The organism is Pseudodesulfovibrio sediminis, assembly GCF_020886695.1.
GTDB lineage: Bacteria > Desulfobacterota > Desulfovibrionia > Desulfovibrionales > Desulfovibrionaceae > Pseudodesulfovibrio > Pseudodesulfovibrio sediminis.
In genome coordinates, this window is sequence record NZ_AP024485.1 from 1,491,140 (window position 1) to 1,516,743 (window position 25,604).

Here is a 25,604-nt window from a genome sequence, read left to right on the forward strand (position 1 = left end):
CCTAAAAGATATACGACATGTATTAGCAAGCCGCCCACTTGATAGGGTCTCGTCATCGTCCATTGTCCAACTTGCCTCAATTATACAACTAGTGATATAGACAGCGGTGAGTCACATGATCACAAACATGAAAGAAAAACCTACCGATAACTGAGAATTATGAATGAATATTCGTAGTATGCTTTGGCCGCTACAAATCGTTACCAACCTATTTCCCAGAAATGGTGGGGTTAACATCAAGCTCGTTACTGGTATCGTGTTCTTTTCGATATGCCAGTTGATTGCTCTCGTCGTCGCAACCCACCATGAGGGGACCTTTTCTCTGCCAGGTGTAGGAAAAGGATTAATGGAGCATGAAGGTGTATGGGCAATAGTAATCACAGATCCTCTGCTTCTCATCAGCACAGGCTATGCCTATGCGTTATTCAGGAAATGCATGAGAACACTCCCGATCAAAAATCCTGGCAGTAAGGGAACGATAAAAAAAACATTATTTCAAAGCAAACTGTCCCATTTGCTCATGAAGGAAGCGGGAGGGCAGCTTATATATGCCTTGCTTGTTGTTGTAGGTCTTTTTGCCTTTGCGAATAACATCGTACAGACATGTAACCCAGCTATATACTATGGGAATGACGTCTTTGATTCTTCAAAGTATGTGTACGGATTTATAACAAATAAGTTCAACCTGTTTGTTTCATGGACTATTGTTTATCCAATCGTAGCATATTTTTGTCTTACGATGTCAGCCAGCATCTATTTAATCTTGAAAAAACTTAGAGACAGCGGGCAGTTGGTTGCTGAAATGCATCATCCTGACAAGTGTTTCGGGTATTCTCAAATTGGAACTTTGAATCTGGTTCTCATGCTTCCCTTTTTCTTGACGTATAATGTAATGTTTTTCCTGGCTGACACTCATGAGAGCGCATACCTGTCTCTACTTATACCTCTGGTAGGGATGACTGCGGTTTTTATTGGAATAAGCTACATGACCCTCTATCCTCTTGCCGCATTCATTCGGGAGGAATGCGCGAAACAAGCGGGCGTTGTTCAAGGCCATCTTAGGAATGCCATGGAAAAGGGAACGAAACCCAGAATCCGAGTAGTGCTTGATTCCATGTACCTCTCGATGATGCATGGAACCCCTTACACAAAAAATGCACGAAGTCTTATAACAGCCCTCAGGATTGCAACTCTTACCATGACTGCTTACAGGACGTTTATTATTCAAGCACAAACCTGATTTGTCCGGCTAAGCCGATTCCTCCAGAGATAGCCGCAAAACTGCCGCATACGAGACCAACAATCATTAGCCATCCCGTGCCGTGTCCGATCATGGCAGAGATGTCATTGACTATGACAATCAAAAACCATAGTCGAATCCAAAACGCATGCAACAAGGAATAGACTCGCAATTTTTTTAATTCACTTTCAATATCTTTCGACACCACCCGAAGCGAATACATTGCAATCTCTCGCACGATAAGCAGCCAGCATAGGGTGGTTGATGCCGGATATTCACGCTGAATAACAAGCAGGAAAGCAACGTAGAAAGCCTTATCTCCCAGCCCGTCCAACATATAGCCAAGTCTGCTTGTACACCCTGAGGCCCGTGCAATTTTACCGTCTGCGATATCAGTAATAAGGGCTAATGCCACAACCGCCAAGGCATAGGTCAATAATCTTGGGTTATGTGGTTGATACAGCAAGATAAGGAGCAGTCCGAGCGGGATACGGCTAATCGATAAGGCGTTAGGCAGCCACTGACACTTTTCATTCATAATTCTCAGTTATCGATAACTATCACCTTGCTCTGTCCATAGCGTGGGTGCTATAGACTTCCTTATTTTGGTAAACGCTAGTGACATCTCTAAACCCATCGATAATTGGAAATTATGGAACAGTCATTTTTGCAGAACACAGTTCTCCCCAACTTGCCCTTTGTCGACAGGGAAGAGCATTTGGGTAGAATTGTTCATATACTGGAAGACGATTCAGCGTCAGCACTTCGCATCGCCTTGATGGATGGCAAAGGAGGTGTCGGGAAGACGGAAATTCTTGATCGGGCTGCCGCGGCTGTTTCTGATAAATGCTTAGTCGTATGGCTATCTGCTGCTCAGCACACAGGAAGCCACAAATCGATGATAGAAACCGCACTCGATGCCATATTGAACACTTTGGACAAGACATCAAAGCTCGGCAAGGCTGAGCACAAGAAGCAATCCGTGGTTGATTTCTTGACCGGCCTTGTTCCAGCGATGAAGACCGATGCAGAAGAACTGATCGATTTCGCACCCAAGACAACTATTGGCACTGTTCAATCATTTATTGGCTCTGCCGCCAAGTATTTCGATTTCGAAGGGCTCACACCAAGAGCTTGTTTAAATAGGCTACTGCACAACATATGGAAATCAGGAATCAAAACAACATTCATAGTTGACGATCTACACGAGCTCACACGGCTTGAGGGACAACAACTCATCAACTTTTTCAATGCTCTGGAGGGGGTTCAGGAACAAAAACAGAATTGGACCGTGTTTATGACTTCACACCCGATTGGTGATCATATGTCAAACGCGAATGCTCTGTCGGTATTTTGGCCGTTTCGCAACCGTTGGCCGTTTGAATTTTGGACGATCAAAGGCCTAGAAGATCACCATATGGTCAAATTGGCAGGACTCTATATTGAGAATGATGAAGTTTCTGCCCCCGTTCTCGGTGTATCGGATGGTAATCCCCGTCGATTCATGGAAACTATCCAAAAACTCGCATTACGCGACCAATGCTCGGTCCACAACGAACGCGTGTTTTTACGAGGCGAAATAAACGATATAGTTGTGCTTGATAACACATTCGAAAGGATTCTTGCCGAAGATACTCTCATGCGTCATCTCTGTGGTGCCTTGGCGATTGGAGCGGAAAAGGTACCGTTACAAGTGCTTTGCAAGGTTGCAGAAGACGTTGGGAAAAGTCAACCTGAATACCTGGAACACATAGAGAGGCTTAAGGATCTATCTTACTTCATTATTTGTGAAAATGATCTCGGGGATATGTGTTACAGGTTGTTGGATGACAACAAAAAGATGATTGTGAATGCTGTGCTGGAAGAATTTCCGGTAAGTCTTTTCCAAATTCACAGGGCTCTGGTGGATGGCTATTTTCAATGTTTTTCTGACGACGACTTGGTCACGATGAAAGCCATGGGAGAGCCAGCGGTTCCAATGGCTGACGAGGTTATTTCAAAACCCAGCACCGGTTATTTCATCCAGGCCAGTCTGCATGCCACTGCATCAAACTACCCGAATTCACATTATCTTACCGTTGCTTCTTTACGAATTCTTGACCATTTTTCGCGATATTCTGAGCTGATTAGCCACTATAGCGACACAGGAGAAAGTATAAGAAGTCTGTTTGGCGAAAAAAATGAATTGACTCTGTGCGTTCAATCTCTTCTTTGCAAGGCACACTACCATCTTGGAAACTTCGACAATTGTGTAAAGTCACTCACATGCGCGCAATTGGAACAGATTGAGCAATCTGAGTATCTATTCTATTACGCGATGTCGATTGTCATAGCGAAGAAAGATCCTGATCCGATAAAAAAGAATTCTCAGATAATGCAACGCATTACATCAAATTGTTTCAAAGATAAGACATGGGAACCGCAGATCGTAGCAGCATATGCCTTCTCTTTTCAAGAATACGGGCGGCATACGAAGTCGGTGTTCATTTATTCAAAGTATTACCTCAAATCATGGTTCACACGTAATGACCGCGGATGGCATACCTTTGCTATGATGTCTCCGCTATTCTTACCAGTCTCCGTCGCACGTATTGCATGCCGCTCAGCGCACGACTTTTTTGTTGGCATTGGCAATATGCGTTTAGCAGGTATGGCTCTCCACAACTTGGGATATTGTGAACTCCGGGCCTTGAATTTTGACAAGGCCTATAGAATTTTCGACGAATCAGATAGAATCTTAAGCGCAAATGCAGAAGAGGAGGCTGGGTTTGCCAAAATCAACAAGGCCTTCATCCACTTGCTGAGTGGGGAAGCACAAGAAGCAAAGCGGCTCAGTTATGATGCTTTGAAACACTTTCAATCTCCGTTTTACATTTCCGCCGCCCGTGTCAATCTCTCTATTGCTGACTGGCAACTGGGCACGAAAGATGCGCTTGATCATTTGGATAAAATACCCAAGACAGATGGGTTGATGAAAGATCCGAACCAGCGATGGCGCATCGCTTTCAATCGCGCTTTTATTCACCTGAATACAGAGGGAATTACACCTGATCAGACAATGGTGGATAATTATTATTCACAGATCGAAAAATGCCGTTCAATTATAGGGATGACTGATTTTTGGAATAATATGATGGCGCAACTGGCACTAAAACACCCCGACATCAGGTGGCCAAAGCTCCCTCAACAAAAGAGTAATAAATGGTCGTTTATTAACACAGACCTTGCCCCTTTTCGCGCAAGCACCCTATGTTTTGGTCACGCTTGACTTTGGCCGTATATCCGCCCAAGGAAGGCCGCAACAAATTCGGTTTGTAACTTGTTTGGCTTTTTGAACCATTCGGTATTAATCGCTGTGGGAATTGAGCCTGCAGAAACATCGAGCCCAGGCTGACCATTGCACTCGATAAAATAAACATCTCCTGTCTTTTCACATACTCTAAAATCAAATCGCGCATAGTCCCGTACCCTAAAGGCGTTGGCAAGCTTCCAGGTGATTTCCTCTATGGACTGAACGAGGTTCTCAGAAAGTGAGGCACAAGCCAATCTCCAACAAAGATTGTAAATGCGTTTCATTTTTTTACGATTGGAGGACAGTATGAAATCGGGCGGGAGTTGGGTATTATCACTTCTTGTGAGAACAAGGGGAATAATATGGCCAGAACCCTTTTTCCCAACAATGAATACGGTCACTTCAGTTCCGGAAACAAACTGCTCGACTATAACACCATCGGGGAATTGCTTTAGCATTTTGGCAATATACTCATGCCCCTCGTGGGGGCCTAGCACTTTTGCGCTAATGCCCACACTGGTGCATCCAAAGTTCGGTTTCACAATCATGGGATATAGATTGTCATGAAACCGCATATGTTTTTTGGGTGATTCCTCACTCAGCAACACCCCTTTGGGAGCCTTGACGCCAACATGTTCGGCAATCACTTTACTAAGTGACTTGTCACGCAAAACCAGCAACGTTTGTGGATCTGAGCCGGAATAGGGGACTCTGAGCATGTCCAAAAGTATCGCAGCTTGGCCTGCCCGAAAAGTGGCATGAGTCCCTGTGCTCAGGTTGATGACGGCGGAATAGGGAAAGGGCGTTAACTTTTCTATATATTGGGCGAGTTGTCTGGTGTCTCCATGGATGTCTACTTGGAAACCTTGCTCTGACAACTCCTTTGCAATCAGGGAGATAGTGGCTTTGGAATACCGTTCAACAAGGAGTTCTTTATAAACGGGGTCTGCCAACAGCGTGGGGCTTCCCAAGACAGTTTTATAGCTATCCAGTCTTTCATCTGTCACAATCAGGATTTTGCTCATGCCCCACTCCAGAGATTACACGCCACCACGACGGTGCCCCTCCATAGGAGGCCAGAGATACTGTGCGAGCTTTTTCGAGTGTCCTGGCATCAAGATACCTCCGGTTTGGCCACCAGGGAGATCATTTCTGTTGTATTGAAATAGAAATCAGGCCGGGCCAGTATATATTGTGGAGATTTCGGATCAAAGAGCTCACACCATATTTTCAAATCCTCGGCAGGACAGTATCCGTCGGCCTTCTCCGCACACCAGAGGGCTTTCATTTGCACGTACTCCAAGCTCCACTTGCATAAAGGCTGAGTTTTTTGCGTTACAAAAGTATGAGTTGTTACGGGACCGAGTGAAAGTTGTGTAAGCAGGCCGTGCATTTTGCGCCCAAGGTAGTTGTCAAAATTTCGCTGCTGCTGAAGGTTCTTTGCCATACCGTGCATTACGGAGAGCAAAACGGTAGAAGTGACAGGGTGGTACAAGGACATAGTATTATCAAAGGTGCGTATGCTTAATCTCCCTCCTGGGCGAACAACTCGCATATGCTCCTGTATGGCTTTCGGAAGTTCTTCTTTTGAAAGGTAGTTGTATGCATTTCCGCAGATCACAGTATCAAAGGAATTGTCTTCAAAAGGCAGGCTCCTCATATCTGCAACACGAAAATTGACGCGTTTTTGTGCAATCAAGTCAGCATGACTCTCTTGTGCATACCTGATCAGCTCAGAATCAATATCCACCCCGGAAACGTGGCCATGTGGACCAACCTGTTCAACCAGCAACTCCGTCCAAAAGCCCGGACCACAAGCAACATCAAGAACGGTATCGCCTTGCTTGGCCCCATGGATTTCAACCATTTTTTTTCGCTCGATCAATTTTGATTTATGATGAGCAGCTAACCAGTGAAGCGACGTAAGAGGAAGGTCTTGAAGGCCTTGAGTTTTATTGTTCATAGAACATAATTTCCAATTATCGATGGGTCTCCTGCAGCTTCAATCGCCCTCTTGGATGCCTCCTCCCCAAAGCTTCCCGCTGGGCTGACAAGCTCACATGCGTATAAATCTCCGTCACAGCCAATGAACTATGACCAAGCAAGGTCTGGATATTGCGGATGTCCACCCCATTCTCTAGCAGGAGCGTGGCTATGGTGTGCCGAAACATGTGTGGTGTGGCGTCTTCCGGTATGCAAGCTCGTTTCTGGTACTTCTTAATGATCTGACGGACGGATTGGTCTGAAAGCGGATGTTTGTCTCGGTTCAGGAAAAACGCTAACTCAGGCTCTAGGAACTCTTCGTAACAATGCCTATAATCTTTCAGTGCTTGAAGGCTCGCTTGGTCACATAAGGGGATAACCCTTTCTCGTTTCCCCTTTCCCATTACCAAAATATGTCGGTGCTTGAGATCGACATCAACGACCCGCAACTGACAAAGCTCTGAAACCCTCACTCCCGTTGAGAACAGCGTTTCAAGCACTGCGATATCCCTTGTGGCCTCCTGATAGCCTCTGGAGGCAACCGAAGCTTCGTTCCTATAGGAATATGCACACTGCAAGAGCTTGGTCACAGAAGACACGGACAAAGTTCGTGGGAGGCTCTTGGCTCGCTCAAGACGAAGCCTGAGTTTTCTGAATGGCGAGGCTTCAATAAATTCTTCCTGCTCCAGAAATGTGAAAAATGATTTCAGGGTGGCAAGTTTCCGTTTGATGCTGCGGGGCTTGTACTGCGCGTCAAGCCAGCCCAAGTATTCCCGGATGACATGCTTGTCGATGTCAGTGACAACTAGGTCGGTCTGTTGCTTTTTCTGAAACTGGTTCAGGTCGAGCTTGTAGGCGGTCATGGTTAGTTTGGTGAGTCCTCTTTCGAGGCGGCAGTGGCGGAGAAATACGTCAGCAGCATCAGACAAATTCATTGAAACCCTCTCTTGTTATGGTGGACAGAACAGGAGAGGGTTTTGGCCTAAAAAGCCAAGCATGTCACACGGCTACAATAAGGACACTAGATATAGAATAAGCGCGTCTACTTAATCAACTTCGGTTTGCGTGCAATGGCGTTGCGCTTCTCACCTTCGATCTCATGGTAATAAACACCCATGATCATTCGGAGGGAGGAATGCCCAAGCAAATTAGCCACAGCCTTGGCGTCTGCACCGTTTGTGATAGCCTCAGACGTGAACAAGTGTCTGATGGTGTACATGCACACGGACTTGTCCAGTCCAGCACGTTTCTTAGCTGACCTGAAAGCCGACCTCACGCCTTTGACGCTCTTTCCCTTGTACTCTAATCAGATAATTCGTTTGGGCCTCGGAACGCTTGATTCTGAGACGCTCCTTGAACTCATCTGTGACGGGTATGATCCTGTCGCTCGATTTGGTCTTTGTACCACGGACACGAATCGTGTTGCGTTCCCAATCGATGTCCTTCCACATCAAACCGAAAAGCTCACTTGGTCCAGGACGCGCACCCAACTCCCACATGATATCCAGAGTCCACTGAAGATGTGGCGGGGACACTTTGTAGAGTTTGCGGAAGTCCGTTAGGGTTAAATGTTCCAAGTTCCTCGGCTTCTCCGGCTGCTTCATTTCAGACCACCACTTTTTCATGGGGTTCTTGTCAATGTACTCCATCCTCACGCCGAAGTTGAAGATGATGTTTAAGTAGTCCATATAACGATTTCGGGTTGCCACGGCATTGTCGGCATACAGGGCATGAGCTTGCAGGAAATCCTTAGGCCTCAATTGAGAAATCGGCTTGCTATCGAGGATCGGATGCCAGTCGTTATTGACCTTTGCGGCGATGAAACGAAGGTAGTCAAGGGAACGGCCTTTCGCTTTCTCCTGCGCGACATACTCTTTGGCTAGGTCGGTGAGGTTCATTTCATCACGATGGATGGACCTCTTCTCGACTTTGCTCTTTTTGATGTCATAATCAAAAAGTTTGGCAGCTTTCTTATCCTCTGCGCCCTTGCCGAAGTATTTTTTGACGGGGCTTTTCCTGCCCGGAATCCTGTATTGGCAATACCAACTGCCCGTCTTCTTCACCTGCCCTACGCTCATACCGTCACCGGGGAGTAATCCGATCTCTTACGCGGCTTCACGGCAACAAACTCCGAAGGCGAAGCCATGAACTCATCAAGGACTGACTTTTTGTACATGGTCCTGTTGGGACCGTACTTGGGCAAATCATAATCCCTGATAAGCTTGGAGAAGCTTCTCGGATTCTGGAAGCCACAGTAAAAAGCGGCATTCTTGAGATTTAGGTATTCTGGCTCAAGCTGAGACAACGCTAAAAAATGGCATTGAACTGTATCGTCCCTTGGTAGAAAGCAAACCACAGACGGTCACCTCTGAAATGGAAAATTTCCTAGAGCACATCATGAAGATCAACGAGAGAAAGGTGGTCCCCACCTATTTCCCGCAGCTTGATGAGTATCTCAACGGTGGCTTGGTCGAAAAAACATTGTCGGTATTGATAGCCAAAACGCACCGGAAGCAAAACAGCCACCATGTTGAATATGGCGTATCGTCAATCCATGCAGGGACACAACGTCCTGTTTGTCACGCTTGAGGACAGTAAAGAAGCGTGCATGTTCAAGCAGATCGCATTGATGAGCGACATCACCCTGAACACACTCCAATCCGTCAGACCTGACAGCAAAACCGACGAACTCAAAGGGTACATGCCAACTTTCAAGGAACAACTTGAAAAGATGGGCAACTTCTGGATCGTTGATAAAAGTGAAAAGGAATTTCGCGTCAGCGACCTTCGAGCAGTTATCAACGAAATCGGTGTCGAAAACCTTGATGCTATCTACGTAGATTACATTGGTAAGATCATGCCATCTTTGGGCATGAAAACAGCCACCATGTATGAAGGCTCCAAGGAAGTTGCCGCCAGCTTGCGAAGACTTGCCATGGAAACGGCCATTCCCATGGTGACTGCGGCCCAGATCAACCGAGGTGGCATGAAGAAGGAAATTGACGACTTGGACATGGACTCCATCAGTGAATCCGTAGCCATCGTCCACTCGGCTGACCTAGCTATCATCCTGGCTAATCACGACGATACTGCCAGGGACTACTTGAATGAAAGGTTATACAAGATCGTCAAGAATAGAATTGCCGGAAAACATGGTTTTTGTAGCAGTTTCTATTGGGACCTCGGCACGTTGAAAATCTTCGACAAAACAGAAATCCATGAATGGATAGATTATGCCAAGAAAACTGGTGACAATCGAGACTGGCTTGATGGTAACCCGAATCAAGGTAAAACTACCGAAATTAAAAAACAGAACTCTCCTAATGAGGGAGAAATCGACAACATTATAACCGAGGCAAAAAAATATGCTTAATGAAAAAGATCGAGAATTACAGAGGCAAATGTACCGGGGTTAACCCCCAAACCGCATCAAACGGCGGCGGGGATAATAATGGCCCTAAGAACAAAAAAGGGACAACTCCTCCTGGAAAAAAGAAGCAAAACGGTTACACATACACCCGTTTGTACAACCACATTTACGATGCCATTGAACCTCGAAAATTCAGTGGTGCTCAGTATGCAGTCTTCATGTACATATACCGTCAGACCATTGGCTACCAAGGTCGCTCCATCATCTTCAAAACGGTGGATGTAGCCTATAAGACCAAGTATGAACCAAGGACCATCGACATGGCCTACAAGTCGCTCCTCGATGACAAAATCATCAAGACTGTTGACGGCAAGAAAAAAGGCGTCCAGATCAACTTCATGAAAAGTGAATGGACACCCATCGAAGAGTAAAACCGTCTAACCAAAGCCCGGAGGCCACAACCCTTCGGGCATTTTCATACCCTACTTCTGAGACTTAACTTTGATAGCTAGTGACAAATACGACCCCATATTGCTGGCATCAAGACTCCCCAACAAAAGGCACATCATAGCCATTACGTGATTAACTCGTTGAGCATCACCATCGGCCTGTCCGATAGCTCTGAATGATCTTTCGAGCTTTGGTCAACACAGTTTGTGAAGACTTGCCGCTCTTATCAGCCAGCAAGTCAAAAAATTCCACATCATCCACTTCGGGCAGTCCATTTTCACCATCAAGGTATTTCAGCATGATCTCGTTAGGCATGTTTCCTCCTCGTTCCAAAAGATAAAAGCATCCCTTGGTAGCCGATCTATTTATATGACCAGATACAAAGGAATGATCACGAGGGCCACACGAGCCACATTTTTAGTGAATTATTGATAAACTGGATCAACCGAGAAGACCGCCTGAGATATCAAGCGGCCTCGACCTTGAGTTCATCCGAGAGAACTATATGAGAGCAGGAATATACAACTCTCAATAGCTGTATACTATTAATAGCGATAGGTAGTTAGATCTACCTCAAAACATCCGACACGAGCCGATGAACAAGACGGACCTCGGCATCTTCAGCCTTATCAAGCATTCCACCTATATCCTTAATAAGATCAGAGCGATCTTCCATATGAGCATTGTCGAGAAGGCTACCGATGGTCACATCAAGGGCCACGGTAATCTTTTCGAGCTTCTCAACGGACACGTTGCCTTCCCCGCGCTCGACCTCACCAAGATATTTGCCGCTGATACCGACACGTTCAGCAAGCTTATCTTGTGAGAGATTCTGAGCCGTCCTCAATTCTCGAATACGTTTTCCAAGTCTGACCTTAAGTGCGGACATAGCCACCTCCAATTCATAAGTATAGGTGGCAAACGAACGAACTAAACCCTTTATAAGTATTTACAAGTTCTTTTTCACAACATATAAGTAATCAAACTCGACAATTGGACACACAAAGCTCATTGAACGAGCGAGACCACGATCTCAAACTGAAAAGGAGAAAGCATGTCTGTCAGCAAGGAAGAATTCGTCAAGATTATGGAGCAACGTATCGAATCCGATCCAAACCAACTCAATATTCCCAATGCTCAGTTGGTGAAGTTTGTTAATGACTTCGTTGATACAGAAGGCAGCAAATTTCTGGACTACGGACTCATCAATTGGGCTATCGGTATCCTTTTTTGGGGTGTACCAATGATATTCAGAAGCAAACTGTACCCCAAAGCCATTGTCCACGAACTGGATCATGGCAAAGCTATCGACCTCGACAAGCTGTACGCAGCCTGTTCCGAGTGGATTGATATAGACATCAACAACGAGATACCACTCCTTTTCCATAAGATTGGTACTTTAAGTCCGAGTTGCGTCTTACTCACCAACACGACCCTCTACTACAACATGCCGAAATCGAAGAAATCTGGGGATGCCAGACAGCCCTCAATGGGTAAAATCGACATTGCTGACATCACCCAATTCGACACCAAGCCGCACTCCATCATGGACATGATTACCATCATCGTGAACGGCAATGAGATTGGAGCATTCAATTGCAAAAAAGCTCATAACAGATCGGCAAACAACCTCAGAAAAATGCTCCAATCCATCATCATGAAGAAGAACAGCCTTATCGGATAGGTCGTCATGAAGACAGCAATCACTCTTCTTGTCTGCCTGTGCATACTCGGATGTACAGGTGGGCAAGAGGACTCACCACGACTGAAGTACTTCGACGATGTACGATGGAGTTGGTCACCAGAGACAACCGTTTTCGAACTGGACAAGCAAGAGTACTGCACAGCCTATCCCGACCACACCCACAGCACCCGACTTCAAGTCTTCAATGCTTTCGTGGACCAACTCAAGACGGATGGCTGCGGTAAGGTGCAAGGAATCCTCTGGAATCCATTGCCTTTCTTTTCCTATATGGAATGGAAAAACGATCAACTCCTCTCAAAGTACCAAGCAATGTACTGGCAAATCATCGAAGGTCACAGGATAGCAGACGGAGACAAAGTCACGAGGAGTATGGAGGCAATATGGCAACTCTGGAATGACTCCGTTTCGAATTCCAGCACCCTTCAAAAGATCAATCAGAACATCATCGTCTTTGACAAAGTCTATGCCGTTCCCAAAGCCGACGACTCGATCATCAAGCGGGAGTTCTTCTACTCACCTTTCTACGAGAAGACCTACGACAAGGACGACACCCTTGTTGCTCACTGTGCCACCATCGACATCAATCTGTGGCCCAAAGTGCTTACCGAGATTCAAGCCGAGTACGTTGAAGGGAAATCGAACACATGGATAAACGGAGATTACTATCTAGTAGCTTCCGTTGGTCCCGAAATTCGGTTATGGAACATCAATCTCCAAAGACTGAATATCTATCTGGAAACGTTAGCTGAAAAGCTTGCTGAATCACGAACTACGGAGTGACGACATGAAGCTGAAACGACTTACCTACTTGCTGGCTTTCTCTTGCATCCTTCTGGCAACCACGGCTTTTGCTGGCAACTACCACATGGCTGACACTGAGTATGGTCAAATTGAGTATGCCACGTTTCAGGGTGACAACGATGGAGCCATCATTTTCATCCACGGCAATGCTGACAAGAAAAAGCACCAGACACGGATCATAGCGGAAGACAGCACAGGTTATGGCATTGCAAAGAGAATCAATGAACAGACCGGGAAAACCGTCATTGCCATAGCACGCCCCGGATTCGGCAACTCCTTTGGAAAGAAGCCCGGTGATAACGTCACTGTTGAAACATGCAAGAACAAGCACGTTGACGCCTGTGTTGAAGGACTCACCAACATCATTAGCACCAACGGTTTGACCAACATTACCATTCTCGGCTTCTCCAAAGCAATGGTAGTGCTGTAGCCCCATTTGCGGGAATGGCTTCTTGGTTACATCTTCATAAATCTTAGGCAGTCTATCCTCGATCTCATGCTTTTCTACCAACCATATTCGACGGATTTCACGAAGTTCTTCATCGGAAATCAGCCTAATATGGCTATAGCCCAGAGGTGCATCCTTTCGAAGCTTCTTCTCTGTTTTAAGCAGCTCTCTTAAAAAAATCTCACGCTGACTTTGCAGGTAGGGGCCATGAATGGGGTTGCCTTTGTAGAATTGAATATTACCCTTCATACGTCTAAAATCTCGCATCTTCTTGTCATCTTTGACAGTTAGATGCTTACGATAATCCAATAATGGCTGGAGCCAGGCTTTGTCAGGAGCATTGGCAACCATATTTTCAAGAGAACTATCGCGCGTGACTAGAGTACATGTCCAGCAACCAAAACGGCTCTTGCCACAACTCGGAGTTTCTTCTTTTAACTCAACGATCATGGGACACTCTCTGTCTTCAGTGGCGTCTTTGTACAGTTCCACCAATTCTGAATTACTGAGGCCCCAAGGGTTGTCTTTGTCGTCAAGGAAGGCCCAGACGTCATCATCTGTCCAGTCTTCAAGAGGAGTGTATATGAGACAATTATCTACGTGCTTATTAGGGCTAAGACGTTCTCTAAGACGGTGCTTTTCATGCCGCTCCATATTCGCTTTACGTCTCTGACTCTCGTGCTTTCTCGTTCCAATCGCTAGGATCGTCTCACCATACTGATTAGCTATTTCCGAAATGAATTTATTCGAGGGATCAATCTTCAGTCGCTCAGTGCACCAACGGAATTTTGCCCAAGGCCGTGGGTAGCCTCTACCAATCAGATTGACCCAAAAGCTATTCTTCTTGTCAGGATGAAGAAGGTGAGCCTCGAAAGGCATGTCCTTTTCTTTGGCATTGTCATTGATGAGTTTAAGAGAGTTGCCGACCCATACTGATACAGCTGGGTTTTCGACAAGGGTATCGGTGCTGATTACGTGCACTTTTTTGCTATTTCTGATCTCACTTGGCAACTGCTCAAGAGCTAACCAAATGAGCTGAAGGACGGCTGTAGAGTCCTTGCCCCCACTATAACCAATCACCCAAGGATGGAGGTCTTCTTGAAAAAGACTCTGCACCTCTTCATAAAGGTGCTCGATATACTCTTGATAGCCATCATCGCCTTCGAGATTGAAGGCTGAATAGACTTTATGTTTGCTGTCGCTCATTTATGATCCCTATATAGCAATCGCCTACAACGGAGAGAGGCCTTCAATTGCAAAGAAGACAAGCAGTTAGACGATGTTCAATTCAGAGACGGAATACTACTGGAAATCGTGAGCACTGGCAATCAACCGAATACTAAAGCTAAGGCATTGTCTTTTTGAGTACACAGCTTGTCCAACACGTGTCACCACGCTTGAAAGTATCCCCACTCTGAGCCTTGGTCAGAACTAATTCATCATGGTTCTGGCCAACAATTCTCTCCAGCCTATCGATTGCGGGCAGCCATGATCTTCTTAAAATCAACCGGTTCTACAGAATCATACAAACAGTCCATATCATCAAAATAGAAATGATCTCCCCCCACTGCCTTTCTGTAAACATACACAGGCGGAGTTGTCTTACTTTTACTACAGCCAAACGGACAAACCCATAGCTCTGTGTCATCAAACAAGTAAGCCGAATACCCTAGGCCATGATTCAAAGTATAGACTTTAAATCTCTCCCGGCTTTCTTCCTCGATTCCGAGATAGATTTTCTCACACAAAATACCATCTATACATGTGGTTATTCTTTGAGCCACTTGCTCTCTATCATAGCCCTCGAATTTTTCACCACAAGCATCTACAAATTTACTATCTGGATTGATTACAATGAGATCAAGCGACATATTCGCATTAATCATTTTGATTATTTTTTCGTAATTCACCTTAAAAAAATCATGATTATGTATGCATAAAATTGTGCATTTCTTTGCGATTTCCATCCTATCAACTATAGCATTCTGACTCCAATAGGAAATTATCTCAGCAAGACCTGCATGAACAATCGAATCATGCTTTTCCTTGATTCTAAAAATCTTAAATATTGCTGACTCCAAAGTCTGCATGAATTGTTTTTTTAAGAACAGCTCATTAACGAACCCATAAGCAGAACTAAATATCAAGATAGAGGCAAACCCTGACAGAATGACCGACACGGTTCCTTTGAAATAACAATGACCGAGGAGCAATAGCAGCACTCCAACAAACAATAAGACTAATGCAGAAACCACAATCGTACTGTCATGGGTGAAATCCAATTTATATACTGACTTTTTTCTCTCACTATCAGCCATTTAATCCCTCCTCTCGTTAATATACTTCAACTAGCAAAATGTATTTCAAATACGTAACCTAACCTGGTTATCAATAGAAACAATAAACTATATCTAAATCACTCAAGCATTGACAACGTTAATTAAGAAGCACATATTTTATAAAGCATACTTCAACAAGCTTACCATATAAGCCCAATAATACTTTGGGAGGAAAGGAAGGATGGTGGAGCTAGGGCAAAAGGCGGCGATCCAACGATCCTAGCAGAAGTGATGCGAGCGGTTAGATGCCCAGTTCTTTTACATCTACCGAGAGAATCTACATGGATTCTATTACCCGCACTGAGCCTCCAGCGAAACCGACTGGACAAAGAGAAGAAGCGGAGCCAAGGCTATGAGAGCTCGGCAGAGAAGGCCTGGCTAGAAGATGGTAGCAAGATCTCAAGAAGGAGATGCAGAAATGCAAATCCCAATTGACTTGATCTATGCTATTTCAGCTTTGATCACCGCAGTCTCAGGCCTCTTGGGAAGCGTTTCACTCATACTCAAAGAGTACCGACTCTTGAGACGTGAGACGAAGCCCAAGCAATCAGAATAACTTGTACCAAGGAAGCATCTTCACAGAGGATGCTTCCTTCTTTTTTGGTTTGTATATTCTTTTGTATATTCCACAAAAAAAGGCTTAGAAGGAAAACCTTCTAAGCCTTTATAATCATTGGTGGAGCTGGAGGGAATCGAACCCACGACCTCTTGAATGCCATTCAAGCGCTCTCCCAACTGAGCTACAGCCCCACGTAGTTGGGTGGTGCGTAATTATCCAAGCGCGAGACTGTTGTCAACTGAAAATATGTAGAGAGCCGATGGACTTGCGCATTGATTGATGGGCGGTCTTGCAGTAAAGAATGGGGACTGCTGAAAATATCAAGGATGTTTAATGGCCCAAGTTCTGAAACGGATTCTGATCAAGCTCCTCTGGGTGGGCGTGGTGTTTCTTGGCATCACGGTCATCAGTTTCTGGGTCATTCATCTGGCCCCCGGTTCCCCGACCGACCTCCAGACCACATTGAATCCCGAAGTCGGGCAAGAGGCCCGCGCTCAGCTCGAAGAACTCTACGGGCTGGACCAGCCGCTCCACACCCAATACATCAACTGGCTGCAACGACTCGTCAAACTCGACTTCGGCCAATCCATGTCCGGCGACCACCGCCCGGTCTGGGACAAGATCAAGGAGCGGCTGCCGCTGACATTCGGCATGAACGTGGCCTCCATGGTCCTGACCCTGCTCATAGCCGTGCCCATTGGCGTGGCCGCAGCCTGGTGGCGTGGTGGCACATTCGACAAGCTCTCCACTGTCGTCGTGTTCATCGGCTTTGCCATGCCCGGTTTCTGGCTGGCACTGCTGCTCATGCTCTGGCTCGGCATTGCCTGGCCTATCCTGCCCATATCCGGCCTGACCTCCATGGGGTATGACGCCATGAGCGGACCGGAAAAGGCATGGGACCTCATCAGACATCTCATTCTGCCGGTGTTCATTTACACATCAGGCTCCTGGGCAGGCATGTCCCGATTCATGCGCTCGTCCATGCTGGAGGTCTTGCGGCAGGATTTCATCATGACCGCCCGGGCCAAGGGATTGTCCAGCCGTGTGGTGCTGTTCAAGCACGCCCTGCGTAACGCGCTCATGCCGGTTATCACCATCCTTGGCCTGTCCGTGCCGACCCTCATCGGCGGCTCGGTGATCATCGAATCCATATTCGCCCTACCCGGCCTGGGGCAACTTTTCTATCAGGCGGTCATGTCCCGCGACTACCCGCTCATCATGGGCTCACTGGTCCTTGGCGCGATACTGACACTTATCGGCAACCTGCTGGCCGACGTCGGCTACGGGCTGGCTGATCCACGCATCCGAGTGGGACAGGGGAGGAACCGATGAAAGCCAGGCCCCTGAAACGCATCTCTCCATGGTCGCGCCATGCCCTGCTCATTGTCGGCACACTCATTGTAGGCATCATGTCGCTGGCTGCTGTTTTTGCGCCGCTGATTGCGCCCTTTGATCCCAACTTCATCAACGTGGACACCCTGCTCCTGCCACCGTCTCTCGATCACCTCATGGGCACGGATGCCCTTGGCCGGGATGTCTTCTCGCGCATTCTTTACGGTGGTCGCGTATCGCTCTGGGTCGGCTTTGTGGCGGTGGGCATCGCCACCTCCATAGGACTGGTCCTCGGCCTGATCTCCGGCTACTTTGGCCGCGTTGTCGATGAAGTGATCATGCGGTTCGTGGATATCATGCTCTGTTTCCCCTCGTTTTTCCTGATTCTGGCGGTAATCGCCTTTCTGGAACCCAGCCTGACCAACATCATGATCGTCATCGGCCTGACCGGCTGGATGGGCGTCGCACGTCTGGTGCGCGCAGAAACCCTGACCATCCGGGAACGGGACTATGTCATGGCTGCCCGGGCAGCAGGAGCCGGATCGGCCCGCATCATTTTCCGCCACATCATGCCCAACGCCATCAGCCCGGTACTCGTCTCCGCCACCCTCGGTGTGGCCGGCGCCATCCTCACGGAATCCTCCCTCTCCTTTCTTGGCCTTGGCGTACAACCGCCCGACGCCTCCTGGGGCAACATCCTCATGGAAGGCAAGGAAGTCCTTGGAATCGCATGGTGGCTGTCGGTCTTCCCCGGTCTGGCCATCCTGTTCACCGTGCTGGGCTACAACCTGCTGGGTGAGGCGCTCAGGGACCTGCTCGACCCGAGGCTGAAGCAATGATCGCCATACGGCCGGCAACCGCGGAAGACCAGCGCGTCATCCGGGACATCATTCTGCAATCCCTGCTGGCAAGTTATGCCCATTTCCTGCCCGCCTCATTCATCGACAAGACCATCGAGAACGACCGCGCCGGAGAGATCGCCCGTAACGACGGCATACGTTTTGCCATCGCCGAACAGGAAGCCGTCCCTGCGGGCGTCATGCTGCTCAAGGAAAACTACGTCGACCATCTCTGGACTCACCCGAATTTCATGGGCCAGGGCGTGGGCAGCGCCCTGCTTGACCACGCCGCGCAGGTCGCTGCCAAAGCTGGACACGACCGCCTGACACTGGACTGCTTTGAAAAAAACGTGACTGCCCTCGCCTTTTACAGAGCCAGGGGATTCGCTCTCGAAAAGACCTACGAGGCCAAAATACTCCCAGGCGAAAACGCCTGTTTTCTCGTCAAAGACCTCAGGGGCTGAAGCCATGATCAGACCGCTGGTTTACCCCCTCTTTTTCTTACTTTTTGCCGCAGTTGCGGTTCCCCTTGCCAACGCTGGTCAGACCTTGCCCGACACAGTGGTCCTTTCGCCGCAGGTTCTGCACGCCACGAAACAACGCGTGCTTAAACGTGATCCGGCGGTGCGGCCAGCCTACGAACAATTCATGTGGGAAGCCGAGCAGGCGGTAAAGGCCCCGATCGAGTCGCCGACTTTCAAGGGAAAAACCGGACCGAGCAGAGACAACCATGATTACTGGTCCATCTCGCCCTATTGGTGGCCCGATCCCAAGAAACAAGATGGGCTGCCCTTCATCCGCAGGGATGGCCAACGGAACCCGGAGACGGCGTCCGACACCTATGACCGCACGCGCCTCAACCGCATGAGCAAAAACGCCCTCACGCTGGCTCTGGCCTATTACCTCACCGGCAATGAAGTGTATGCGACCAGGGCGACCGCCCTCATCAAGGCGTGGTGTGTGGACCCGGCCACGAAGGCCAACCCGAATATGCGCTACGCGCAGGCCCGCCCCGGCATATCCGACGGCCAGCCAACGGGTATCATCGAAACGCGCGACCTTATCCTGGTAGTGGACGCGGTGCGACTGCTTGAGCATTCACGCGCATGGGGCAAGGCAGACACCCGCAAAGTTGAAACATGGTTCTCCCACTATACCGACTGGCTCATGCACAGTGAATTTGGCCGCAAGGAAGCCGGTTCTCCCAACAACCACGGGACATGGTTCGATGCGCAGGTCGCTGTTTTCGCCTATTTCACCGGCGACAAAAAGCTGGCCAACACCGTGGTCGGCACCACGCCCACGCGCCGTATCGTGCGCCAGATCATGCCAGACGGGTCCATGCCGCTGGAACTGGAACGCACCCGATCGCGCCAGTATACCTTTTTCAATCTGGAAGCCTTCTTTGTTCTGGCCGCTGTCGGGGAACGCCTGGGCGTTGATCTCTGGAACTGGAAAGACCCGGTTGGCCCTTCCATCAGGCAGGCGCTGGACTTTGCGGCCTCCGGCATCGACCCGAGCCAGGAGTGGCCACACGGCCGGACCGGAGCGTTCAATCCCTATGTCCATGTTCCTCTTTTCCGGCGGGCCGCTGTGGTGTACAAGGACAAACGGTACATTGATTTTCTGAAGACACTGCCCGCTGATCGATTGACGCGGGACCGTTCCTTCCTCTTTTATTAGGCTGGTATGCATGCTTGAATTGTTGAGAATCCGAAACCTCGCACTGATCGAAGACGTTGAACTGGAGTTCGCTCCCGGTCTCAATGCGCTCACTGGCGAGACCGGCGCAGGTAAATCCTTCATCATGCGCGCCGTGGACTTTCTCATGGGAGAACGCATGGACAAGAAGCTGGTCCGTCCCGGTCGCGACAAGGCGACCGTGGAAGCCCTCTTTGTCCTGCCTGAAGGTGAAACCGTGATTAGGCGTGAGCTTTCTGCCGAGACCGGACGAAGCCGGGTCTACGTCAACGACACTCTCTCATCCCAGCCCACCATCCGGGACATGAGCACCAGACTGATCATTCACACCTCCCAGCACGGACAACAGAAGCTGTTGTCCCCGGCCTTTCAGTCAGAGATTCTCGACTCCTTTGTTCCTGACGCGTCACTGCTCGAAACCCGCAGGGAGCAGTTGGCCGTGCTCAACGATGTGCTGGAGCGCAAACGGAACCTCACAGAAAAATTCAAGGATATTGAAAAACAGCGTGATTTTCTCGAATTCCAGAAAAAGGAAATCGAAGCCGTCAATCCCCAGCCCAACGAAGAGGACGAGCTGGAAGAGACCCGCAAAGTGATCAAGGATCGGGAGCGGGCGGGCGAATGTCTGCAAAACGCCCTCGATATCCTGCACGGCGAGATCGGCATGCTGGACAATATGACCCTGCTCACCCGCGAGATGGAGATCATCGCCCGGCTCTTTCCCGGGTTCGAGGAGGACCGCGAAGCCATCGAAGAGTTGCGCATGCGGCTCCACGACCTCGACTCCAGACTCCGGCGCGGTCCCAACGAAGACAGAGACGAAGAGTCCATGTCCCTGGATGATATTGAGGCTCGGCTCTTCGAGCTGGCCAAGCTCAAACGAAAACTCCGGCGCGGTCTGGACCAGATCGTGGAGATGAAGGCCGAGATAGATGAAAGCCTCTCCTTCCTCGACGCAGCTGCGCTGGACATGAAGAATCTCACCCGGGAAGAAGACGCGGCCGCCCAGGCCTTGCAGGCGACCCTCGCCACCCTGAATGCCGCCCGAAAAAAAGCGGCCAAGGAGCTGTCCATCCGCATTGTGGATGAATTGCTGGACCTCGGCTTCTCCGAACACATCAAGGTGCATTTCGAATTCGATGCACGCGAGTTGTATCCCGGCTGTGAAGATCAGCGGGGCCGACTCATGTGGGTGCCCAACCCGGGCCAGCCAGCCCAGCCGCTGGACAAGATCGCCTCCGGCGGTGAGCTCTCCAGATTCCTGCTCGCGCTGGTCACCATGCGCGGGAACAAAACCGAAAATAAAGACGCGCTGCCGTCGCTCATATTTGATGAAGTCGACGCTGGAATTGGGGGCTTGACACTGAACTCGGTTGGGGACAAACTCCGCGCCCTTGCCGACCGCCAGCAGATGTTGCTCATCACCCACTGGCCACAGCTCGCAGGCAAGGCAGACCGCCATTTTCTCATCATGAAGGAAGTCGTGGACGGAGAGACCTACACCCGATGCGACCGTCTGGAATCAGGAGACATCAAGGCAGAACTCTCCCGCATGGCAGGCGGCGGCGAACAAGGCGAGGCCCTGGCCGAGAAGTTGGTGAGGTAATAAAGCTTCAACCCCACTCCCTCTCGCCCTCCTAAACTTTTAGTGGCGCGTTATGCGCGGGGAATAGCAATGACCCTCTTCATCTCTCTGTACATAAAACTCTTTTTCCTGCTTACGCCCTTCTTTGTGCTCACGGTTTTCCTTTCGCTGACAGAAAATATCGATGTGCCAAAGCAACGGAAACTGGCCGTGCGCACCACCATCGCCGTATTGGTAATCGCCCTGACCCTCTATTTTGCAGGCAACCCCATCTTCGCCACACTCGGCATCACCCTGGATGGTTTCCGTATTGGCGCAGGAGCGTTGCTCTTCCTGTCCGCGGTCTCCCTGCTGTCAGGCAAGAAACAACGGCCCGAGCTGGATGACGATGATGCGGATGTTGCCGTAGTACCGCTGGCCATCCCCATTACCGTGGGACCGGCATCTATCGGTACCTTGCTGATTCTTGGTGCGGAACTGGGCGGAGCCTCCCAGAAGATCATGGGAGCAGGCGCACTGATCGCCGCCTGTCTTACCGTGGGGTTGCTGCTTTTCTCGGCTTCCGCCGTGCAGCGCTTCATCGGCCGCATGGGCCTGTCCGTACTGACCAAGATTACCGGGCTGGTCCTCTCGGCCATGTCTGCCCAGATCGTGTTCACAGGGATACGGAATTTCCTCCACTAACGACCAGTCAGAGAGGCCACCGGTCTCGGCCATCCTCATAATGATCAGGCAATAACAGACGTCTTTGCCCTTTACACGCCCCCGTGCCTGCCGTAAAAAAGTGGGCACTATGAAACCCACCGAACACCCTTTCGAACAGACATATTCCATTCGATCATACGAACCTCGCACTGACGGTCGCGTGTCCATCGCCTCAATTTGCAACTACATGCAGGACATCGCTTCCGTGCATGCCGACTCCCTTGGTTTTGGCTATGAGGCACTGCAACAGAGCGGTCATTTCTGGATTCTGGCCCGTCTCCACGTCATGATGGACCGTCTGCCGGGATACAGCGAAAAGGCGACCCTCAAGACATGGCCCTCGGCCAACGAACGACTGGTGGCCATGCGCGACTTTCTCATCAATGATCAGGAAAAACGCATCGGTCATGCTACTTCTTCCTGGGTTGCCATGAACCTGGAGACCCACCGCCCGGACCGCCCCGAAGAAGTACTCAATGGACGACATATACCGGAACGGGAACGGGCACTCATCTTCCCCACCAAGGCAATCACCCGTCTCAAGGAAGCGAATCACACCACGGACCTGAAGGCGCGACGGGCAGACATAGACATCAACGGACACGTCAACAACGTACGCTATGTGGAGTTCTGCATGGAAGCCGTTCCGCACTCCTGGACCCAGTCGAACCGCTGCATGGGCATCGATATCCAGTTCAGAACCGAGTCCTTTGCCGGAGACGAATACAGCGCAGGCTGCACCGAATCGGAGCAGGACAACGGCATGGACACCTTTCTCCACAGCCTGACCCGTGTCTCGGACAACAAGGAAATCGTCCGCATGCGATCATGGTGGAAGCGGTCATGACACATGATATCACCATCCGGCTCGACTGCGACGGCGTGGACTGGACCAAGGCTGCTGAAATCTTTGAGAGAGCGCCACTGGGCACGCGTGAGCCGAACCAATTGGCGCGGACCTTTGCCAACAGTGACCTTGTCTGCTTTGCCTGGGACGATGAAACGCTCGTGGGCCTGGGGCGCGCCCTGAGTGACGGCGAAAAGCAATCCGTTGTATACGACCTGTGTATCCTCCCGGAATATCAAGGACAAAAAATCGGATCGATCATGATGGAAGTCATTCTTGAGACGCTCACGACACCCAACGTGGTCTTGTGGGCAGTGCCGGGCAAGGAACCGTTCTATGCCCGATTCGGTTTCAACCCCATGCGTACAGCCATGGCCCTGTTTGAAAATCCGGATTCTTCGGCTGAAAAAGGATACATTGACATCTGATCATTTGTTGCCACAACATACCGGTTTGTGTATAGTTCCTCATGCCTAATATCCTGTTCATCCGCCTCATATTATTCCTTCTCTCCGCTCTGTTCTTCGTAGGCATCCCTTCCGGCGCCCACGCAAAACAATTTTCCCACCTGACGGTCATTCAAGACAACGCATACCGCCCCTATTCCTACCTGGATGAAAACAATGAACCACAAGGGTATCTCATCGATTTCTGGGACCATTTCGGCAAAGTAAACGGTGTGGAGATCTCGTTCAAACTCGGCACATGGCAACAGGGGCTGGATAAGATACAAAACGGTGAAGGAGATATCCATGGCGGGCTGTTCTACTCTGAGGAACGGGATGCCTTTCTCGATTTTGGCAACGCGATATGCTCACTGAGCACCATTCTCTACATCAGCAACACTGCGACCATGGAAGAAGCGGCCACCTGCCCGGTAGGGGTCGTCAAAGGCGGCTACACAGAGTATTTCATGAGGACGACACGCCCCACCCGGACCGCTTACACCTACCCGTCACTGGACCAAACAGTCCAGGCGGCTGCAAATGGTGAACTGCTCGCTTTTCTGGCCGACCAGCCCACGGCTTTCTACGCCATGTCACGCTATGGAATACAGGACACCTTTACCGCGGGGGAGCGGCTCTACACAAAGTCCCTGCAGGTCGCCGTAAAAAACGGCAACAAGGAACTGCTTGACTTCATAACGCAGGGATGGAGAAAAATGGACAGGCAGCATCTGAACTATATTCACAAGAAATGGTTCATGGACGCCGAGACTGGCCCTGACTGGCTGCTCACAACAACGCTTATAGGCGCCATCCTCGTCTTTTTCGGCATAGCCATCAGCCTGTTCCACCACCACTCAGACTATTTCAACAGAAACTAGCTCCTCCAGAAACCACTGCATGGGAGCGGGGACTCGATCAACAACTCTCCGCCCTGTCCTCTTCACCTTCGAGTATGATGACCGCTAGGATCTTGGCCAGAACCGTCTCGTACCTGGTCGGTTCTTCTGTCAGGGACAAGGCGGCCTCTGTTATGCCCCGAGGACCACGGTATGGCCGCTCGCCTATCATGGCCGAGAAAGAATCAGCCAGCGCGCACACCCTGCCCGCAAGGGAGATACCCTTGCCGACTCGACGCTCTGGGTACCCGGAACCATCAAGCCGCTCGTGATGCTGGCTCATGCATTCAATAATGACCGGCGTATCGACCTTGAGCCTCTTCAACATGTTCAGACCGGCATCAATGTGTTTCTGAATGGATTCCCTGTCACGACGCACCAGATACTGTTCCTTATCCTTGATGAATCGTGGAACCATGGTCATTCCCAGATCATGTAGAATAAACCCCAAGGCAAAATTGACAAGATCGTTTCGTTCGAACCTGCCATTGGTGACCTTGGCATATATTGCCAGACCGATGAACATGGTGTTCACGGAATGCACGGCCAGATTGTACTCCCTGTCCAGCGTCCGTGTCAGGAATGCCAACCGGGCCGGATCCGTCCATATGTATTCAGCCAGAATCGAGATGTCCTTGACCAGATCCTTGTAGGCCGCCTCCTGGGGTTGATCAAAAAACGTCTCCACCCTGTTGCGAAAAGCAAGAAACAGGATTTCAGCGACTTCCACAGGCGTGAACCCCTCTTCCACCAGCAAGAGCCCGAGTTGTTTGCTCAGATGCTCTGCATAGACCAGATAGTCGTCACGCAGCAGATAGAGCTGGCCCTCCAAGGCAAAGTCCGCCACTTCGCCCTGTCCCTTGAGGGACAGACGCTCTCTGGCCTTGTGGTATTTCTTGACCTGCCCCACCTTCGTATCAAAGACGTAGAGATCGACCGGAGGCCTGAATTTGGGAAAGGTTTCGAGAATATTGGGACTTATCTGCAAATATGTTTCGCCAAAAGATTCGTCCGTCCGCGTATCCGACATGAGAAGCAACACCTTTGGTTGATTGAGTTATTG

Annotated in this window: 27 protein-coding genes and 1 tRNA gene; 16 read left to right on the forward strand and 12 right to left on the reverse strand. The window is 49.4% G+C overall.

The features are described 5' to 3' along the window. The first annotated feature begins 163 nt into the window (after positions 1 to 163). Complete coding sequence (locus tag SRBAKS_RS07115; RefSeq protein ID WP_229595564.1) at positions 164 to 1,240, forward strand: hypothetical protein; 1,077 nt, start codon at positions 164 to 166, stop codon at positions 1,238 to 1,240. On the opposite strand, the gene SRBAKS_RS07120 is transcribed toward SRBAKS_RS07115, so the two are convergent. Then, positions 1,221 to 1,778, reverse strand: coding sequence for a CDP-alcohol phosphatidyltransferase family protein (locus tag SRBAKS_RS07120; RefSeq protein WP_229595566.1), 558 nt, complete (start codon positions 1,776 to 1,778; stop codon positions 1,221 to 1,223). The two genes, SRBAKS_RS07115 and SRBAKS_RS07120, sit on opposite strands and share 20 nt — an antisense overlap. A gap of 114 nt (positions 1,779 to 1,892) precedes the next feature. Between SRBAKS_RS07120 and SRBAKS_RS07125 the strand changes: the two genes are divergently transcribed. Continuing rightward, complete coding sequence (locus SRBAKS_RS07125) at positions 1,893 to 4,508, forward strand: tetratricopeptide repeat protein (RefSeq protein ID WP_229595568.1); 2,616 nt, start codon at positions 1,893 to 1,895, stop codon at positions 4,506 to 4,508. On the opposite strand, the gene SRBAKS_RS07130 is transcribed toward SRBAKS_RS07125, so the two are convergent. The 5 genes from SRBAKS_RS07130 to SRBAKS_RS07145 all read right to left on the reverse strand — a co-directional run bounded on the left by SRBAKS_RS07130 (position 4,499) and on the right by SRBAKS_RS07145 (position 8,593). Then, positions 4,499 to 5,557, reverse strand: a complete 1,059-nt coding sequence (locus tag SRBAKS_RS07130; protein WP_229595570.1) for a D-alanine--D-alanine ligase family protein — start codon at positions 5,555 to 5,557, stop codon at positions 4,499 to 4,501. The two genes, SRBAKS_RS07125 and SRBAKS_RS07130, sit on opposite strands and share 10 nt — an antisense overlap. Before the next feature lie 89 nt (positions 5,558 to 5,646). Next, complete coding sequence (locus SRBAKS_RS07135; RefSeq protein WP_229595572.1) at positions 5,647 to 6,495, reverse strand: class I SAM-dependent methyltransferase; 849 nt, start codon at positions 6,493 to 6,495, stop codon at positions 5,647 to 5,649. A 16-nt stretch (positions 6,496 to 6,511) separates the two neighbouring features. Further along, positions 6,512 to 7,450, reverse strand: coding sequence for a tyrosine-type recombinase/integrase (locus tag SRBAKS_RS07140; RefSeq protein ID WP_229595574.1), 939 nt, complete (start codon positions 7,448 to 7,450; stop codon positions 6,512 to 6,514). 107 nt (positions 7,451 to 7,557) lie between these two features. Continuing rightward, a complete protein-coding gene (locus SRBAKS_RS17940; RefSeq protein ID WP_430709005.1) occupies positions 7,558 to 7,791 on the reverse strand; it encodes a tyrosine-type recombinase/integrase in 234 nt (77 codons plus the stop codon). Next, the gene (locus tag SRBAKS_RS07145; protein WP_229595577.1) at positions 7,766 to 8,593 is read right to left on the reverse strand and encodes a tyrosine-type recombinase/integrase; all 828 of its coding nucleotides are present in this window, start codon (positions 8,591 to 8,593) and stop codon (positions 7,766 to 7,768) included. Before SRBAKS_RS07145 ends, SRBAKS_RS17940 begins: the two co-directional genes overlap by 26 nt. Before the next feature lie 319 nt (positions 8,594 to 8,912). Between SRBAKS_RS07145 and SRBAKS_RS07150 the strand changes: the two genes are divergently transcribed. Genes SRBAKS_RS07150 through SRBAKS_RS07160 form a run of 3 tightly spaced genes read left to right on the forward strand, consistent with a single transcriptional unit; the run spans position 8,913 to position 10,316 of the window. Then, positions 8,913 to 9,104, forward strand: a complete 192-nt coding sequence (locus SRBAKS_RS07150) for a hypothetical protein (RefSeq protein WP_229597037.1) — start codon at positions 8,913 to 8,915, stop codon at positions 9,102 to 9,104. Continuing rightward, entirely contained in the window at positions 9,070 to 9,888 is an 819-nt protein-coding gene (locus SRBAKS_RS07155) for a DnaB-like helicase C-terminal domain-containing protein (RefSeq protein ID WP_229596929.1), read from the forward strand. The genes SRBAKS_RS07150 and SRBAKS_RS07155 overlap by 35 nt, the downstream gene beginning before the upstream one ends. Then, positions 9,888 to 10,316 carry a replication protein gene (locus tag SRBAKS_RS07160; RefSeq protein ID WP_229595578.1) on the forward strand — a complete coding sequence of 143 codons (429 nt, stop codon included), beginning with the start codon at positions 9,888 to 9,890 and terminating at the stop codon, positions 10,314 to 10,316. Before SRBAKS_RS07155 ends, SRBAKS_RS07160 begins: the two co-directional genes overlap by 1 nt. A 166-nt stretch (positions 10,317 to 10,482) precedes the next feature. Here the strand turns inward: SRBAKS_RS07160 and SRBAKS_RS07165 are convergent, their stop codons facing one another. Both SRBAKS_RS07165 and SRBAKS_RS07170 read right to left on the reverse strand, forming a co-directional pair. Beyond that, complete coding sequence (locus tag SRBAKS_RS07165; protein ID WP_229595579.1) at positions 10,483 to 10,650, reverse strand: hypothetical protein; 168 nt, start codon at positions 10,648 to 10,650, stop codon at positions 10,483 to 10,485. 253 nt (positions 10,651 to 10,903) lie between these two features. Continuing rightward, positions 10,904 to 11,224 carry a helix-turn-helix domain-containing protein gene (locus SRBAKS_RS07170; RefSeq protein ID WP_229595580.1) on the reverse strand — a complete coding sequence of 107 codons (321 nt, stop codon included), beginning with the start codon at positions 11,222 to 11,224 and terminating at the stop codon, positions 10,904 to 10,906. Positions 11,225 to 11,389: 165 nt separating this feature from the next. On the opposite strand from SRBAKS_RS07170, the gene SRBAKS_RS07175 reads away from it, so the two are divergent. Both SRBAKS_RS07175 and SRBAKS_RS07180 read left to right on the forward strand, forming a co-directional pair. Next, positions 11,390 to 12,019, forward strand: coding sequence for a hypothetical protein (locus SRBAKS_RS07175; protein ID WP_229595581.1), 630 nt, complete (start codon positions 11,390 to 11,392; stop codon positions 12,017 to 12,019). A gap of 6 nt (positions 12,020 to 12,025) precedes the next feature. Next, the gene (locus tag SRBAKS_RS07180) at positions 12,026 to 12,820 is read left to right on the forward strand and encodes a hypothetical protein (RefSeq protein WP_229595582.1); all 795 of its coding nucleotides are present in this window, start codon (positions 12,026 to 12,028) and stop codon (positions 12,818 to 12,820) included. On the opposite strand, the gene dndC is transcribed toward SRBAKS_RS07180, so the two are convergent. From dndC to SRBAKS_RS07195, 3 genes are all read right to left on the reverse strand, one after another. Further along, a complete protein-coding gene (dndC, locus tag SRBAKS_RS07185; RefSeq protein WP_229595583.1) occupies positions 12,810 to 14,495 on the reverse strand; it encodes a DNA phosphorothioation system sulfurtransferase DndC in 1,686 nt (561 codons plus the stop codon). The two genes, SRBAKS_RS07180 and dndC, sit on opposite strands and share 11 nt — an antisense overlap. A gap of 263 nt (positions 14,496 to 14,758) precedes the next feature. Continuing rightward, entirely contained in the window at positions 14,759 to 15,607 is an 849-nt protein-coding gene (locus SRBAKS_RS07190; RefSeq protein ID WP_229595584.1) for a hypothetical protein, read from the reverse strand. Positions 15,608 to 16,302: 695 nt separating this feature from the next. Next, a tRNA-Ala gene (locus tag SRBAKS_RS07195) sits at positions 16,303 to 16,378 on the reverse strand. Positions 16,379 to 16,520: 142 nt separating this feature from the next. Between SRBAKS_RS07195 and SRBAKS_RS07200 the strand changes: the two genes are divergently transcribed. The 9 genes from SRBAKS_RS07200 (at position 16,521) to SRBAKS_RS07240 (ending at position 24,523) form a co-directional block, all read left to right on the forward strand. Next, positions 16,521 to 17,519 carry an ABC transporter permease gene (locus SRBAKS_RS07200; RefSeq protein WP_229595585.1) on the forward strand — a complete coding sequence of 333 codons (999 nt, stop codon included), beginning with the start codon at positions 16,521 to 16,523 and terminating at the stop codon, positions 17,517 to 17,519. After that, positions 17,516 to 18,358: an ABC transporter permease gene (locus tag SRBAKS_RS07205; RefSeq protein ID WP_229595588.1), complete on the forward strand. Its 843-nt coding sequence runs from the start codon at positions 17,516 to 17,518 to the stop codon at positions 18,356 to 18,358. Before SRBAKS_RS07200 ends, SRBAKS_RS07205 begins: the two co-directional genes overlap by 4 nt. Continuing rightward, on the forward strand, positions 18,355 to 18,822 hold the full coding sequence (locus SRBAKS_RS07210; RefSeq protein ID WP_229595589.1) for a GNAT family N-acetyltransferase: 468 nt from the start codon (positions 18,355 to 18,357) through the stop codon (positions 18,820 to 18,822). Before SRBAKS_RS07205 ends, SRBAKS_RS07210 begins: the two co-directional genes overlap by 4 nt. 4 nt (positions 18,823 to 18,826) lie before the next feature. After that, a complete protein-coding gene (locus tag SRBAKS_RS07215) occupies positions 18,827 to 20,041 on the forward strand; it encodes an alginate lyase family protein (RefSeq protein WP_229595591.1) in 1,215 nt (404 codons plus the stop codon). A 10-nt stretch (positions 20,042 to 20,051) separates the two neighbouring features. After that, the gene (locus SRBAKS_RS07220; RefSeq protein ID WP_229595593.1) at positions 20,052 to 21,665 is read left to right on the forward strand and encodes a DNA repair protein RecN; all 1,614 of its coding nucleotides are present in this window, start codon (positions 20,052 to 20,054) and stop codon (positions 21,663 to 21,665) included. Positions 21,666 to 21,734: 69 nt separating this feature from the next. Continuing rightward, on the forward strand, positions 21,735 to 22,328 hold the full coding sequence (locus SRBAKS_RS07225) for a MarC family protein (protein WP_229595595.1): 594 nt from the start codon (positions 21,735 to 21,737) through the stop codon (positions 22,326 to 22,328). A 109-nt stretch (positions 22,329 to 22,437) separates the two neighbouring features. Then, on the forward strand, positions 22,438 to 23,196 hold the full coding sequence (locus SRBAKS_RS07230; protein ID WP_229595597.1) for an acyl-[acyl-carrier-protein] thioesterase: 759 nt from the start codon (positions 22,438 to 22,440) through the stop codon (positions 23,194 to 23,196). Continuing rightward, on the forward strand, positions 23,193 to 23,624 hold the full coding sequence (locus tag SRBAKS_RS07235) for a GNAT family N-acetyltransferase (RefSeq protein ID WP_229595599.1): 432 nt from the start codon (positions 23,193 to 23,195) through the stop codon (positions 23,622 to 23,624). The genes SRBAKS_RS07230 and SRBAKS_RS07235 overlap by 4 nt, the downstream gene beginning before the upstream one ends. A 41-nt stretch (positions 23,625 to 23,665) precedes the next feature. Continuing rightward, entirely contained in the window at positions 23,666 to 24,523 is an 858-nt protein-coding gene (locus SRBAKS_RS07240; protein ID WP_229595602.1) for a transporter substrate-binding domain-containing protein, read from the forward strand. 37 nt (positions 24,524 to 24,560) lie between these two features. On the opposite strand, the gene SRBAKS_RS07245 is transcribed toward SRBAKS_RS07240, so the two are convergent. Continuing rightward, a complete protein-coding gene (locus SRBAKS_RS07245; protein WP_229595604.1) occupies positions 24,561 to 25,571 on the reverse strand; it encodes an HD-GYP domain-containing protein in 1,011 nt (336 codons plus the stop codon). Between the last annotated feature and the right edge of the window lie 33 nt (positions 25,572 to 25,604).